This is a genomic window from Micromonospora sp. NPDC005367 (genome assembly GCF_040606825.1).
Classification (GTDB): Bacteria; Actinomycetota; Actinomycetes; order Mycobacteriales; family Micromonosporaceae; genus Micromonospora.
In genome coordinates, this window is the sequence record NZ_JBEXFP010000004.1 from 112560 (window position 1) to 127872 (window position 15313).

The 15313-nt window shown below is 67.6% G+C and carries 13 protein-coding genes; 12 read left to right on the forward strand and 1 reads right to left on the reverse strand.

Annotated features, from left to right (window positions below; all coding sequences use genetic code 11):
- Positions 1-13: 13 nt before the first annotated feature.
- Positions 14-1657, forward strand: coding sequence for a molecular chaperone GroEL (locus tag ABZS42_RS04485; protein WP_355142513.1), 1644 nt, complete (start codon positions 14-16; stop codon positions 1655-1657).
- Between the two features lie 131 nt (positions 1658-1788).
- Here the strand turns inward: ABZS42_RS04485 and ABZS42_RS04490 are convergent, their stop codons facing one another.
- A complete protein-coding gene (locus ABZS42_RS04490; RefSeq protein ID WP_355142515.1) occupies positions 1789-3147 on the reverse strand; it encodes a mandelate racemase/muconate lactonizing enzyme family protein in 1359 nt (452 codons plus the stop codon).
- Between the two features lie 757 nt (positions 3148-3904).
- On the opposite strand from ABZS42_RS04490, the gene ABZS42_RS04495 reads away from it, so the two are divergent.
- From ABZS42_RS04495 to ABZS42_RS04545, 11 genes are all read left to right on the forward strand, one after another.
- Positions 3905-4672, forward strand: a complete 768-nt coding sequence (locus ABZS42_RS04495) for an SDR family oxidoreductase (RefSeq protein WP_355142517.1) — start codon at positions 3905-3907, stop codon at positions 4670-4672.
- A 31-nt stretch (positions 4673-4703) separates the two neighbouring features.
- Positions 4704-5357, forward strand: coding sequence for an RraA family protein (locus ABZS42_RS04500; RefSeq protein ID WP_355142519.1), 654 nt, complete (start codon positions 4704-4706; stop codon positions 5355-5357).
- Between the two features lie 7 nt (positions 5358-5364).
- Positions 5365-6336 carry a sugar kinase gene (locus tag ABZS42_RS04505; RefSeq protein ID WP_355142521.1) on the forward strand — a complete coding sequence of 324 codons (972 nt, stop codon included), beginning with the start codon at positions 5365-5367 and terminating at the stop codon, positions 6334-6336.
- A gap of 7 nt (positions 6337-6343) precedes the next feature.
- Positions 6344-7456 carry an ABC transporter substrate-binding protein gene (locus ABZS42_RS04510; RefSeq protein WP_355142523.1) on the forward strand — a complete coding sequence of 371 codons (1113 nt, stop codon included), beginning with the start codon at positions 6344-6346 and terminating at the stop codon, positions 7454-7456.
- Positions 7447-8292, forward strand: a complete 846-nt coding sequence (locus ABZS42_RS04515; protein ID WP_355142525.1) for an ABC transporter permease — start codon at positions 7447-7449, stop codon at positions 8290-8292. Before ABZS42_RS04510 ends, ABZS42_RS04515 begins: the two co-directional genes overlap by 10 nt.
- Positions 8293-9132 (forward strand): ABC transporter permease, encoded by an 840-nt coding sequence (locus tag ABZS42_RS04520; protein ID WP_355142527.1) that lies wholly within the window; start codon positions 8293-8295, stop codon positions 9130-9132.
- Positions 9129-9926 (forward strand): ABC transporter ATP-binding protein, encoded by a 798-nt coding sequence (locus ABZS42_RS04525; RefSeq protein WP_355142529.1) that lies wholly within the window; start codon positions 9129-9131, stop codon positions 9924-9926. The genes ABZS42_RS04520 and ABZS42_RS04525 overlap by 4 nt, the downstream gene beginning before the upstream one ends.
- 37 nt (positions 9927-9963) lie before the next feature.
- Entirely contained in the window at positions 9964-10260 is a 297-nt protein-coding gene (locus ABZS42_RS04530; RefSeq protein WP_355142531.1) for a hypothetical protein, read from the forward strand.
- A gap of 485 nt (positions 10261-10745) precedes the next feature.
- Complete coding sequence (locus ABZS42_RS04535) at positions 10746-12419, forward strand: FAD-binding protein (RefSeq protein ID WP_355142533.1); 1674 nt, start codon at positions 10746-10748, stop codon at positions 12417-12419.
- A 717-nt stretch (positions 12420-13136) separates the two neighbouring features.
- The gene (locus ABZS42_RS04540; RefSeq protein ID WP_355142535.1) at positions 13137-14732 is read left to right on the forward strand and encodes a hypothetical protein; all 1596 of its coding nucleotides are present in this window, start codon (positions 13137-13139) and stop codon (positions 14730-14732) included.
- Between the two features lie 85 nt (positions 14733-14817).
- Positions 14818-15312 carry a RidA family protein gene (locus ABZS42_RS04545; protein ID WP_355142537.1) on the forward strand — a complete coding sequence of 165 codons (495 nt, stop codon included), beginning with the start codon at positions 14818-14820 and terminating at the stop codon, positions 15310-15312.
- The last annotated feature ends 1 nt before the right edge of the window (position 15313 follow it).

Consider the following 15313-nt stretch of genomic DNA (forward strand, 5'->3'; position numbering starts at 1 on the left):
AAGGAACGCGTCCATGCCCGAGATCTTGTTCGACGAGTCGGCCAGGCGGCGCCTGCAGCGAGGCGTCGACGCGCTGGCCGACGCCGTCCGGGTGACTCTCGGTCCCCACGGCCGGACCGTCGTGCTGGGCCGCCGCCTCGGTGGTGGCCTTCCGAGCGTCACCGCCGACGGCGACACTGTCGCCGCGGGCCTGAGTCTGGACGATCCGTACGCAAACCTGGGCCTGCGACTGGCGCGGGAAGCCGGTGAGACCACCAGGAGCCACGTCGGTGACGGCGCGACCACCGCGATCGTGCTCTGCCAGGCGATGACGCGGCACGGACTGCGGGCGATCGCTGCGGGAGCCTCTCCGGTTGCGCTCAAGCACGGCATCGGGAGGGCCGTCGACGCGGTCGACGCGCATTTGCGGGGCCGGGCCCGACCCGTCGCCGGTGTGGCCGACCTCGCCGGGGTCGCCACCAACGCCGCCCGGGACCGGGAGTTGGGGGAACTGGTGGCCGCCGCACTGGACAAGGCCGGCCCGGACGGCGTGGTGACGGTCGAGGCGTCCGAGGCGGCCGGCACGGAGATGGATCTTCTCGACGGACTCCGACTGCCGGCGGGCTACCTGAGCCCGTACATGGCAACGGATCCACAGCGGATGGTGGCTGTCCTCGATCATCCGTACATCCTGTTGCACGACGGGCGGATCGACGCCCTCGCCGAGCTCCTGCCGCTGCTGGAGCGGGTGGTGGCGGGCGGACGGCCGCTGTTCGTCATCGCTGACGACGTCGTCGACGGCGCCCTGGCCACCCTGCTGTTGAACAATGTGGAGGAGTCGTTCCGCAGTGTCGCCGTCAAGTCACCGGAGCTCGGTGGCACCCGCATCGAGACCCTGCGCGACGTGGCGGCCCTCACCGGTGCCGAGCTGATCACCCCGGAGGCAGGCCTGCGGCTGGGACGGGTCGGACTCGAGGTGCTCGGCAGTGCCCGCCGCGTCGTCGTCACCCGCGACGACACCACCGTCGTCGGCGGTGCGGGTGGCGAGGCGGCGGTGCACCAGCGCATCCGGCAGATCCGGACCCGTCTCGCCGCGGCCACCTCCGACTGGGACCGGGACCGGCTGCGCGTGCGGATCGCCCGGTTGGCGGGCGGGGTGTGTCTGCTTCGGGTGGGTGGCCATACCGAGGCCGAGCGGCGGGCGCGGATGCAGCGGGTGGAGCGCGCGCTGTCCGCCGGCCGGGCGGCGGCCCGCGACGGTGTGATCGCCGGCGGCGGGGCCGCGCTGGTGAAGGCCGGGACCGCCCTCGACGGTGTGCCGGCCCTGGGCGACGAGCAAATCGGGGTGTACGTCGTCCGCGAGGCGCTCGCCGAGCCGCTGCGGTGGATCGTGACCAACGCCGGCGCGGACGGGGCGCATGTCGCCGCCCACGTCGCCTCGCTGCCCGAGCCGATCGGATACGACGCGCGCACTGGCGACTACCGCGACCTGCTGGGCGAGGGCATCGTCGACCCAGTGTCGGTGGCGCTTCGCGCGCTGCGCACCGCGGCGTCGGTGACGGGGGCGCTTCTCACCACCGAGGTGGTCGTGACCGGCACAGCGAGCAGCCGGACGGTCGACTTCTACGTGGGGCACCGCCACGGCGAGGACGGTCATCACCACGGCCACGAGCACTGACCACGCGGGCGGCCCGGTCGGGTCCTACGGATGGGCGGCGGCGCGGGAGGGGGCCGAACCGCACGGGTCGGCCCCCTTCTCGGTACGTGGTCTGCCGCCGCGGCGTTGGGGGTGCGACGGCCGCTCCCGTGTCAGCTCCAGATGCGGTCGTGCGAGTTGGCCTTGTCCCATTCCGGCGTCGGGTTGAAGTATCCCTCGGCGGGGTCCATCCGGCGCTTGACCTCCTGCTCGTTCAGCTCGACACCCAGGCCGGGCCCCTGCGGCACGGTGTAGAAGCCGTCCTTTACCAGCGGCTTGGCCGGACCGATGATGATGTTGTCCCAGCCTTCGACCTCGAACGAGTGGTTCTCCAGCGCGACGAAGTTCTGGGTCGCCGCGGCGATGTGCACGGCGGCCATCGCTCCCACCGGCGACCCGGCGTAGTGCAGGAACATCGGGACACCGTGTTCTTCGGCGTAGTCGCCGATCTTCTTGGTCTCGAGGATGCCGCCGGCGGTGGCCGGGTCCGGGTGGACGATGTCGACGGCATCGGCGTCGATGAGCTCCTTGAACGCCTCGAGTCCGTAGATGTCCTCACCGGTCATCACCGGTACGTTTGTCGACTCCCGGAACTGCTTGAACTGCTTGGTGTACATCCACGCCACGACGTCCTCCATGTACGCCGGCGCGTACTCCTCGAGGCGCTGGGCCAGCTTGATCTGGTCGTTGATGCCGAAGTGTCCCATGTGGTCGTGGCCGATCGGTACGCCGTAGCCGACGGCGTCGCGCACGGCTTCGACGTAGTCGGCCATCGCGTCCAGGCCCTTACGGGTCAGCTGGACCCTGGTGAACGGGTGCAGGGTGGCGCCGTACCCGCCGGGAGTGAAGTTGTACTGGGCGAGGTCTCCCGGCCACAGGTTCCTGCCGTTGAAGGCTCCCTTGACGTCCTGGATCATCTCGATGCCGAGGTCCATCTTCAGGAACGTGTAGCCCTCCTTGACCCGGTCCTTCATGCGCTGGGCGTAGGTCTTCGGGTTGTTCGACACGGCAGCGTCGGCGTACACGCGGACACGGTCGCGGTACTTCCCGCCGAGCAGCTGGTAGACGGGCACCCCGTAGGCCTTGCCGGCGATGTCCCAGAGGGCCATCTCCACGGCCGACACGCCCCCGCCCTGGCGGCCGTGCCCGCCGAACTGCTTGAGCATCTTGAACAGCTTCTCGACGTTGAGCGGATTCTGGCCCACCAGGCGGCTCTTCAGCAGCAGCGCGTACCGCCGGTCGCCGTCGTCGCGCACCTCACCCAGGCCGTACAACCCCTGATTGGTGTCGATCCGGACGATCGTGCTGCGGAACGGCACGCCGCGCAACGTGACGGTGCGCAGGTCGGTGATCTTGAGGTCCGACGGGCTGGAGGTCTTCGACACGTTCTGCGTGGCGTACTCGACCTGGTCCTCCATAGGCGACGAGACCAGTCCCGCCAGGCTCAGCCCGCCCGCGCCGGCCGCGGCCATGCCCAGAAACCCCCGTCGTCCGAGGTTCGAATTTGCTGTCATGAGGTTCTTGCCCTCTCTGTGCGCTCTCAGAAATCGGGTAACAGGATCGGAAACGGGCCCGACGGCGAGGCCGGCGGAACGTGCCACAGCTTCTCGGCGAACCCGTGGTTGTCAATGCCTTACGCTTCTGGCCTCGTTCCCTTCTGGCGTCGCGCCGCACCCGGCGGTGATTTGGCCGAGCGATGGACAGGCCGCGCCTCACCGAGTCCCGGCCCGCCGGAAATGGTCAGTGAAAGAGCTTGCCGGCTCGGCCCGGGAGATGATCGGTTGTTTGTGGGGCCAGATGCTATAGGCATGCGCCGCGGCCGGTTAAGTTCGAGTTACGGATCCGATCATTCGGATACCGAATTCGCGCTGACAGTCGGTGTCGACAAGCGCCTATGTCGGCGGTTGTCGCTGTCTCCGCCCGACGGGACAATCCCGCCGAACGCCGGCACGGCCGTCGTACGCACCCCGGTCCTCGCCGTGACCGGCGCTGGGGTGCCCGGCCGCCGGCAGCTGCCAGGCATCGGGTCCACCCGACCGTTCATGGTGCACCGACCGGGTTGGCGTCCGGTGTGCTCCGGTGCGCGTCGGCTTGTCACGCCGCCGCCATCCGTTATGCGGATACGCCCATTTGATTTCCGTTGTTAACGGCCGGCAACAACTCGCCTAGTCTCGTCCGCACCACCAATGGTGGGAGCAGCCCGGCGAGAGGTGAGGGGACATTGTGGCCGTGACGGAAGAGACGCCGCCGATGTTCCGCCTGGACGGCCGGCGTGCCCTTGTCACCGGCGCCGGCACCGGGATCGGACGTGCTATTGCCTTGGGCTTTGCGGCTGTCGGCGCCGAACTGGTTCTGCTGTCCGAGCGCGACGACCTCTCAGAGGTGACGGATCAGGCGCGGACGATCGGTGCCCGGGCGTCGACAATCCAGTTCGATTTGTTGGACATCGCCGGCCGGCCCGCGTTCGTCGAGTCGCTGTTCGATTCCCACGACATCGACATTCTCGTCAACAACGCGGGCGTGATCCGCAGGGCGCCGGCCGAGACGTTCAGCGACGGCGACTGGTACGAGGTGATGGAGGTGAACGTGCACGCCGCGTTCCACTTCGCTCGTACCGCCGGCGCCCGGATGCTCCAGCGCGGTGGCGGAAAGATCATCAACATCGCGTCGGTACTCAGTTTCCAGGGCGGCATGTTCGTCCCGTCCTACGCGGCGAGCAAGCACGCGATCGGCGGGCTCACGAAGGCGCTGGCCAACGAGTGGGCCGGCCGCGGGATCAACGTCAACGCCATCGCCCCGGGTTACGTCGAGACGGCGGTGACCGCCCACCTGCGTGCCGACCCGGAGCGCCGGGCCGAGATCACCGCCCGGATTCCCGCCGGCCGGTGGGCCACGCCGGAGGACATCGTGGGCGCGGCCGTCTTCCTGGCCTCCGACGCGGCCGCCTACGTCCACGGCCACATCCTCGTCGTCGACGGCGGCTGGCTCTGCCGTTGACCACCAACAACTGCAACGAAAGGAAGACCACGTGCTTGTCGTGCCGCCCCAGGAGATGATCGACGCCTATCGGACCCTGGCCACCGCGTCCGTCGCGGATGCCGTCGAGCAGTTCGGGGTCCGCGGATACCTGACCGGCGACATCCGGCCGATCCTGCCCGGCAAGCTCGTCGGCCCGGCCGTCACCGTGCTGGAGGAGCCGTCGGAGACCGTGGAGCCGCCGACGTACGCCCTGCGCGCGATCGAGGAGTCGGAAGCGGGCAGCGTGATCTGTATTGCGGCCGGTGGGGCCGACGTCGCGGTGTGGGGCGGGCTCATGGCGGCCGGCGCCTCGGTGCGGGGCATCGGTGGTGCCGTCCTCGACGCGTGCGTGCGGGACGTGGAGGAGATTCGGCGTGACTACCCGAACCTGCCGATCTACGCCCGGGGCAGTGTCCCGGCGACCACGGTCGGGCGTTACCGGACGGTGTCGTTGAACGAGCCGGTCGACATGGGCGGCGTGACCATCTCTCCTGGTGATTTGATCGTCGCTGACAGTGATGGCGTGGTCTGTGTCCCGGCCGCCCGGATGGCCGAGGTGCTGCGGGCCGCGCAGCTCATCGAGGCGCGCGAGCGGGAGCAGACCAGGATGATCCACGAAACGGGCTCCCTGCTCACCGGCATCGCGAAGCACAACCGGGTGTGAGGTCGCGATGCACGTACTCGCCCTCGGTGAACCGCTGCTCGAATTCAGCTCTGTAGCGGACCAGTCCCTCGACGAGGCCGAACAGTTCTCGGTCGGCTTCGGCGGCGACACGTCCAACGCCATCATCGCGGCAAGCCGGTCGGGTGCGAGCACCGGTTACCTCACCCGCATCGGCGACGACGGGTTCGGCACCGCGCTGCTGCGCCTGTGGGAGCGCGAGGGTGTCGACACGACCCACGTCGTGCGGGAGCCGGGCGGACGTACAGGCATCTACTTCATTTCCCGCGACAGCCGCAGCAGTTCCTTCACGTACTACCGGGCCGATTCGCCGTCGAGTCGTCTCAGTCCGCGGGACGTTCCGCTGCCGGCCATCGAGGCGGCGGCGGCCCTGCACGTCTCCGGGATCACCCAGGCGATCAGCACGTCGGCGTGTGACGCCGCCTTCCACGCGATGCGCGCCGCCCGCCAGGGATCGACGTTGGTCAGTTACGACCCGAACTATCGGCCTACGCTGTGGCCACTGGAACGAGCCCGGGCGGTCATCACCCGCAGTGTGCAACTGTGCGATGTGGCGCTGCCGAACATCGAGGAGGGCCGGCTGCTGAGTGAGCGCACGACGCCGAACGACGTCCTCAGGTGGTTCGTGGCTCTCGGCCCCCGGATCGTGGTGCTGAAGATGGGCGAACAGGGCGCGCTGCTCTGGCACAAGGACCAGATCAGCGAGATCCCACCGCACCCCGTCGTGCCCGTGGACAGCACTGGCGCCGGCGACGCGTTCGACGGCGCCTTCCTGGCCCGCCTCGTCGACGGGGACTCCCCGGTCGAGGCCGCACGCTACGCCGCGGTCGCGGGAGCACTCACGACGCAAGGTCACGGAGCGGTCAACCCGATTCCTCGTCGCGACGCGATTATGGCCGCGCTGCACGAAGAGGGCGTCGGTCGACCACTAGCGGAGGGTGATTCTTTTGTCATATCGTAGGCGTTCGATGATCACTGCGGCTGCGGTGGCGGTCATGACGCTGCTGGCCGCGTGCGGCGGGGGTTCCACCATCGACGATGGCCCGGTCGGCGACGGCCAAGGCGGGATCGTCAAGGTGCGGGCCGGGTACGTCTCCGCGATCGACCAGATCGGGCTGCCCGTCGCGCTCGAGACGGGACAGTTCGAGGAGCAAGGTCTGGACGTGGAGCTGGCTCAGCCGTTCCCCACCGGAGTGGACGCCCTGAACGCGTTGCAGTCGGGCAGCGTCGACTTCGTGCAGGCGGGTACGCCGATCATCTCCGCGGCCCAGAAGGGGATCGACCTGGTCCTGCTCGGCAACTACACCGGCTCGTCCACCCGGCGCAGCATCGACCAGACGATGGCAGTCGTCGCGACCGACAAGGCCGGCATCGACACCAATAACCTGGCGACTCTGAAGGGCAAACGGATCGGAGTCTCGGTCGGCTCGATCAACCATCTCTACCTGCTCGGCCTGCTGCAGAAGGCCAACCTGTCCGCGACCGACGTGCGGATCGTCAACACCGCGCCACCGGACATGGCCGTGGCGCTGCAGACCAACGGCATCGACGTGGCCGTCGTCTGGGACCCGTGGCCGATCGTGATCACCGACCAGGTGAGTGGCGCCCAAGAGGTGCTGCGCGGCGGGGGGTACATCCCGTTCATCGGCTACATCATCGCCACCCGTAGCTTCGTCGAGCAGAATCCTGAGGTCGTCACCAAGTTCCTGACCGCTCGCGCGGGCGTGGACCAGTGGATGCGCAAGAACCCGGCCGACGCCGCGGAGTCCGCCGCCCGTTGGCTGCCCGGCACCAAGCCCGAGGTGGCGAGCAGGGCTATGGAGTACAACGTCGAACAACTCGACGGCCGATTCAGTCAGTGCAACTACCTCGCCCTGGACACGATCAGCCAGCTGCTGGCCGAGCAGGACGTGGTCGAAGCCGGTTTCGATGTCAACAAGTACTTCGAGCCCGGGCCGATCCTCGAGGTGATGCAGTCGAGACCTGAACTCTTCGACGACCTGCCCGCCGTGCCGCAGGCCGCGGCGATCAGCGACGGCTTCCAGTTCGACCGTGAAGCAGCGATGAAGGCATGTCCGTGACCCTCACCGAGATTCGTAGCCAGGGCGCGCGCCGCAAGGTTGCTCGCGGTGCGCGCCGTGGCCCTACCGCCCGGATGGTGTCCGCGTTCTGGTTCATCCTGCCGTTCGTCCTGCTCATCGTCATCTGGGCTGCCGTGGTCGCCGTCACCAACACCCCGATGCGGGTCTTCCCGCAGGTGACCGACGTGCTCGCAGCACTGCGAGAGATGTGGGTGAGCGGTGACCTGCTCCGGCACCTCGGAGCGAGCCTGCGCCGGGTCGGCGTCGGCGCCGCGATCGCGGTGCTGACCGCGCTGCCGTTCGGAGTGGCACTCGGTGTCAGCCCCACGCTGGCGGCGTTCTTCGCGCCGCTGCTGCGGTTCTCCGTCGCGCTCGCCGGCATCGCCTGGATCCCGATCGCGACGCTGTGGCTCGGCTACAGCGATTCGGCAGTCATCTTCATCGTCTGGAACGCGATGTTCTTCGCGCTCACCTACAACGCCATGCTCGGTGTGCAGCGAATCCCGCTCGAACTGCTCCGCGCCGCGCGGTCCATGGGCGCCGGCCGCCTACACATGTTCTTCGAGGTCCTCCTGCCAGGCGCCCTGCCCAGCATCGTGACCGGCCTGCGGATCGGTCTCGGCTACGGCTGGCGTGGCCTCGTCGCCGCGGAGATCATCGCGAGCAGTGCCGGCTTGGGCTACGCCCTGTTCCTGGCGCAGACCGAGTTCTCTACCGATGTGGTCATCACCGCAATGGTGATCATCGGTGTGCTCTGGCTGGTGATGGACCGACTGCTGCTGGCACCACTGGAGCGCCGCACCGTGGAGCGCTGGGGCATGAAGGGGGCGACGTAGTTGGACATCACGACGCGGGCACCGGTCCGACCGAAGCGTGTCTTCGCGATCCGGCGTCGACTCTTCGCCAATCCAGTCGTACGGGTCCTCGGCCCCTTCGTGCCGGTCGTCCTTCTGTGGTGGCTGCTGGCCGAGCTCAAGGTTTTCCCCGGCGCATTCTTCGTGGGGCCGGATACGGTGGTCGGCGAGTTCGTCGAGCTGATGCGCAAGGGTGTGCTGCCCGGCTATCTCTCCGATTCGCTTACTCGGCTGATGTACGGGGTCGGCTTCGGGCTGCTCATCGGGCTGCCGCTCGGCTTCGCGATCGCGATGTCGTTCTGGGCGCGTCGGCTGACCTGGCCGCTGTTGCTCTTCTTCCAGGCGATCGCCGACATCGCCTGGCTGCCGATCGTCATCGTCTGGTTCGGCTTCAGCTTGACCGCTGTCACCTTCGTCATCGTCTACACCATCGTGTTTCCCCTGGTCCTCGGCATCGTCGCGGGGGTGGAACAGGTACCCCACGAACTGATCCGAGCCGCGCGCAGTCTCGGCGCCGGCCGGCTGCGTGTCTTCCTCGAGGTGATCGTCCCCGGTGCCCTTCCGTCGGTGGCCAGCGGTATCCGAACCGGACTGGGCTACGGCTGGCGGGCACTGGTCGCCGCGGAGATCATCGTCGGGACCAGCGGAGTGGGATTCATGATGTTCGACGCTCGGCGGGTCGGGGACGTGGCCGAGGTTTTCCTGGGCATGATCGTGCTCGGTGTCCTGTGGTACGCGACGGACGCGCTCGTCCTTGCGCCCTTCGAAAGGGCGACAGTCGAGCGTTGGGGATTGGTTCGACAGGCGGAGGCAGGAAAGTGACCGCGCTTGAGATCAACGGTCTGAGCAAGGACTACGTCGACGCCTACACCGGCGAAGAGATCACCGCAATCGGTGGGGTCTCATTCACTGTTGGCCGGGGTGAGTTCGTCTCGATCCTCGGCCCGAGCGGTTGCGGAAAGACGACCGTGCTCAACATCATCGCCGGTTTCGTGAAGCAGACCGCCGGGACGGTCAAGGTCGGCGGCCGCGTCGTCGACGGTCCAGGCCCCGACCGTGGCGTCGTCTTCCAGAGCCACGCCCTCTTCCCGTGGAAGACCGTGCTCGGCAACGCCGCCTTCGGGCTGCGGATGAAGAGAGTCCCACCCAAGCAACGCGAAGCGACCGCTCGCGAGTACCTTGAGCTCGTCGGCCTGGGAGGGTTCGAGCACAAATATCCGCACGAGCTGTCCGGCGGCATGCAGCAACGTTTGGGCGTGGCCCGGGTGCTCGCCAACGAGCCAGACGTCATGCTGATGGACGAACCGTTCGCGAGCATCGATGCCCAAACACGCCGTAAGCTGCAGGAAGACCTGACCCGCGTGTTCGAGTTGCGCCGCCCCACGGTCTTCTTCGTGACCCACGACATCGACGAGGCAGTGTTTCTCTCCGATCGAGTGGTCGTCCTGTCCAAGCGGCCGAGCATCGTCCGGGAGATCGTCACGATCGATCTGCCCAGGCCGAGGACCTGGCGGGAGACGACCCAGCTGCCCGAGTTCCGCCACATCTCCAACCGAATCACCGAACTGCTGTCGGGAGGTGACGAAGATGTCATCCCTGCGATCGATGCTGACTAGCGTCGTCCGGATATCGGCGCTTCGCCGGATCGGCGTCGTGGTACTTCTTCTCCTCGCCTGGCAGGTCTGGCTGAGCATCCAGGCGGTTGGCAAGGTGACCCCTGGTGTGGGCGAACACCCCGACCAGCGCGGCAGGTTCGGCGTCGATGTGGTGCTCAACTTCGCCCCGGAGCGCTATCACATCCTGGAGTTGCAGAAGCACGGACGGGTCGCCGGCACCAGCGACATGGTCGTGCACCTGCGGTCGGTCTCGCCAGCGGGCGTGGACGCGCTCGCTCGCGAGTACTGGATCGAGCGCATCGACCCGGCCAGCTTGCCGAACCGGAGCCGGTGACCGGGTACGGCTCAACCGCACCCATGCTCCGACCGGCAGCACGCGTAAGAACGCGTTCGGGATCTGGGCCTGTCGCGCGGCCGCTGCTGCCGTGTTCACGTCCACAGTGGGTGGCTGGTGCTCCACCTACCATAGAGCCCTCTCGGACACGTTCTACGTCTCAATGGAACGCGACGATGCGCCGCGCACTATCAGAGTGCCTGATGTAGGCATCAGTAACTGACCATTTACCCCGTGCTACAGGACGTAATAGAGTCGGACCCGGGCCGGTTCAGGAAGCCGACCGCGCCAGGAATTGACCCAAGCGCGGACGTCCGGACAGTGCGCAGGCCGCAGCTCTCGAAAAGGTCGGCGGGCATCGACATCAGAGCGATCGTAATTTCGGCCAACTTGATGAATGACGTACGGATCAGGCGTCCAGGCCGGAATTGTCGTCCGTCCGCCTATGGTGCAGCCCAATCACCTCATAGGGATGGGAGTTCTGGATGAGTGAGGTGTCCCGTCGGAAAGTGCTTCTGGGTGGCGCGGCGGCGCTGGGCGGCACGGCCGGGATCGGCCTGAGCGCCGGCCCGTCGGCTCGCCCCACCACGGCCGGCCTGCCGGTGGGCGCACCGCAGCTCACCAGTTCGGGAGAAGCGGTCACGGTGACTCCGAGCGACGCCCGATATGCGGACATGGTCTACGGAAGCAATCGGCGGTGGACCGGCAGTCCGGAGCGCATCCGGGTGGTGCAGACCACCCAGCAGGTGGTCGACGCGGTCCAGGACGCGGTACGAGCCCGCAAGCGCCTGTCGGTACGCAGCGGCGGACACTGTTACGAGGACTTCGTCTACAACGCGGACGTGGAAGTCGTCATCGACCTGTCGGTCATGCGTGCCGTGTACTACGACGACGCGCGTCGCGCGTTTGTCGCCGAGGCCGGCGCAACGCTCTACGAGGTCTACCTGGAGCTGTATCGGTCGCAGGGTGTGACGATACCCGGCGGTTCCTGCGGTTCGGTGGGTGCCGGCGGCCACATCTGCGGCGGCGGGTTCGGGTTGCTCTCCCGGCTGCACGGGCTGACCGTCGACCATGTGTACGGGGTCGAAGTGGTCGTGGTGGACCAGCGCGGCCGGGCCCGCCCCGTGGTCGCCACCCGCGACGAGGGTGATCCCAACCGCGACCTGTGGTGGGCGCACACCGGTGGCGGCGGGGGGAACTTCGGTATCGTCACCCGCTATTTCCTCCGCACCTCGGGCACTGAGAACCGGCCACCGAGCGAGCAGTTGCCGAAGCCGCCGGGACAGGTGTACTCACATTCCCTCTCCTGGGACTGGGCCGACATGACGCAGAGCAGGTTCCGTACGCTGCTGAAGAACTTCGGGACCTGGCACGAGGCCAACAGTTCCCCGGGCTCGCCCTATGCGGGACTGCACAGCTCGTTGGCGCTCAATACGGCGGCGAGCGGTGAGATCTCGATGTCCACCCAGATCGAGGCTAGTACGCCGGGCGCGGCGCAGCGGCTGGATGCGTTCATTAGTGCGGTCAGCACGGGGTTGGGCGCGCCACGGCCGATGCGGGTCCGGGCCGGCGAGCAGGCGGCCAGGCCGGAGTTCTTCGTCCCGCAGGCGTTGCGGTGGTACCAGACCATCAGGTCCTCCGGCGGCGGGGGCAGCTGGTCGCGATGCTCGGACTACAAGTCGACGTACATGCTGACCGGTTTTCCGGACGACCAGATCGCCACGATCTACCGGCACCTGACCAACACGGAGAACACCAGCGACCTGCTCCAGGTCAGCTCGTACGGCTGCGAGATCAACGCGGTGCAGCCCGGAGCGACCGCGGCGGCGCACCGCAACTCGATCCTGAAGCTGCAGTATCAGAACTATTGGAGCGATCCGGCCGAGGAGGCCGGCAAGGTCGCCTGGCTGCGCGAGTTCTACCGCGATGTCTACCGCGGCACTGGCGGCGTTCCTGTCTCCAACGGAGTGACCGACGGCTGCTACGTCAACTACCCGGACGTTGACCTCAACGATCCTCAGTGGAACGCCTCGGGCGTGCCGTGGCATGACCTCTACTACAAGGAGAACTACCCCAGGCTCCAGCAGGTGAAGCGGCGCTGGGATCCGACCGACACCTTCCGACACACCCAGTCCGTACGCCTGCCGGGCGCCGTGTAGCGCGTTGGAGTCGCTGGCAGCCCAACTCTTCCACCGTCGAGTTCAGCGGCGAATGCTTGCCCCGCCGGCCTTCCCGGTCGGCGCAGGTGATCGGCGTGCCCATCCCCGTGCCCTCGCTCACGTCCGCAGTGACACAGCCAGCCGCCGCGAACAAACGGGAATGTCGCCCTGAATACGCCCGGCGCGATGGCGTTGGCGCCGACATGCGGAACGGAAGCGTGCCGTCCGTCGTGCCCATTCTTTTCCGCATGGCGAGCCGGTAGGCCGAGCGGGGCGTGGACGACGGTAGGTGAGGGCCTGCTCAGCATTGATAACAAGAGTGGAATTCATTTATCGGCGCAGCTGGCAGATGCCTGCCAGACGAGGCCGTCGCCGTCCGGCGATCCAACGCGCTGGTTGTGCAGACCCCTCGCGAGGGAGATGTCTACGCAGCTACCGACCGTTGCAGGGTTGCGTTGGGGAGAGTCGGGCCGATTCCGATCAGGTTCCGCAAACGAAGCCGAGCATTGACTAGCGCCACTTCAAGAGTGAATCAGATTTGCTGATACTCGCATCAGAGAGATGCGCTTAACGCCTCGTCAAAGCCCTCGTACCGTGGTCGGCAACCGCCGTCTCGATCGTCCGCTGCGGGCCTGCCGCGGAGGAGCCGCCACATCTCGGGCCCCGCAGGAGCCGGCATAAGCATCCGCGTCCGCGCGAGGGACTGAAGGAGCTGTGATGAAGCCAGGCACATTGAACAGACGTGAGTTGCTGAAGCGAGGGGGCATCGTGGGCGGCGTGCTCGCCCTGAGTCCGCTTCTGCAGGAAGTGGCGATGGCGGCCCCCACGATGGCGAGCGCGCCGGCAGGTGACGACGGACTCCGCATCGGTAAGCGAATCTACGAGTCGATCGGCGTGCGGCCGATGATCAACGCTCGTGGCACGTTCACCATCATCAGCGGATCCCTGATGCTGCCCGAGGTGCGGGACGCGATCGACGCGGCCGCGCGGCACTACGTACACCTGGACGAGCTGGCGGATGCGGTCGGCACCCGGCTGGCGGAGCTCACCGGCGCGGAGTTCGGCCTGGTCAGCTCCGGCTGTTCGGCGGGGTTGACCCACGCGACCGCCGCCTGCGTCGCCGGCGGCAATCCCGACCTGCACGTCCGTATCCCCGACCTGACGGGCTTCCAGAAGACCGAGGTGATCATTCCTCGGCACTCCCGCAACGTCTACGAGGCCGCGGTCAGCGCCGTCGGCGTACGCGTGGTCGAGGTGAACACCCGCGCAGAGCTCGAGGCGGCAATCGGGCCGCAGACCGCGATGGTCTACGTGATGGCCGGACCACGGGTGGACGAGAGCGAACTGCACACCCGGGCGATCGCAGTCATCACCGAGCCGCGCGGGGTGCCGCTCCTGGTTGACGCCGCCGCCGAGATCCTCACCATTCCCAACGTCCACCTGCGCAACGGTGCGACGCTCGTCGCGTACAGCGGTGGCAAGGCCATCCGGGGCCCGCAATCGGCCGGCCTGGTGCTCGGCCGTGAGGACCTGGTGCGCGCAGCATGGGTGCACAGTGCCCCGCACCACGGCTTCGCCCGCGGCTTCAAAGTCGGCAAGGAGGAGGCCATCGGCATGCTGATGGCGGTGGAGATGTGGGTACGGCGTGACCACGACGCCGAGTGGGCGCAATGGACGTCATGGCTCGAGCACATCGCCAACCGGGTGCAGCGGGTCCGGGGGGTCACGACGAGGATCGTGCAGCCGACGGGCCTGTCCAATCGGACACCGTCGCTTCGGGTGCTCTGGAACGAGAAGGAGCTCCGCCTGTCCGGCGGTGCCGCCGTCAGCGCACTCGACGCCGGCGAACCCCGGATCGCCTGCAGCTCGACCAGCAGTGATGGATTGACCGGGGTCTCGATCACCCCGTACATGATGATGCCCGGCGATGAGCGGACGGTGGCGAACGAGCTCTACAAGCTGCTGAAGAACCCGCCACCCCAGCCGGAAACGCCGACGCTGCCACCGACGGTCGACCTCACCGGACGGTGGGAGGTCCAGATCGAGTACCTCGCCAGCTCGTCCACCCACGTCTTCGAGCTGACCCAGCAGGGCAACGAGATCACCGGTGCGCATCGCGGCGAGTTCGTCTCGCGACCACTCTCCGGGACGATCAGCGACCGCGAGGTCCGGCTCCGCAGCAACTACCCGGAGTCGAACGGCGACGCCCTCAGCTTCACCTTCACCGGCACGGCCGGCGGCCAGACGATGGCCGGTGCGCTCGACATGGGGGAGTACCTGGCCGCCAAGTGGTCCGCCACACGACGTGGGTGACGGCGTTGCCGAGCGGCGCGGGCCAGTTGGTCCGTTACGCCGCACACGCGAATAGCACCGCACCGGATCAGCGAGAGGGAGGAACATGAGCGAGTCGACCAGGCGGGAGTTCATCCGCCGAGTTCCCACGGTGGCCGCCGTCGCTGCCGTCGTACCGGGCGCCGTCGCCCTGGACCGACAGGACGAAGACCACTGCAACAAGTGCAAGTGCAAGCCGCCAGTCAAGGAGGCCCACTGGCCAGGCGGGGAACCTCCGGAGAACCCGCTCTTCAGCCCGGTCGTCACCTTCGGGAACCTGGTGTTCCTCTCCGGCATCGGCGCCCACTTCGACGGTGACATCACCTCGCACACCGAGCACGTGCTCAACGAACTGGAGCGCAACCTCGAGGCAGTCGGGTCATCGATGGAAAAGGTGCTCAAGGTAAACGTGTACCTCAACAGTCTGGACGACTACGACGGCATGAACGCCGTCTACCTCGGTCGCTTCGGAAAGAGGCCCGGGGTGCGGACCACCATCGCGGCTGCTGCGGGCATCCCCGGTGATTCCCTGGTCGAGATTGACTGCATCGCCGCCACCTGAC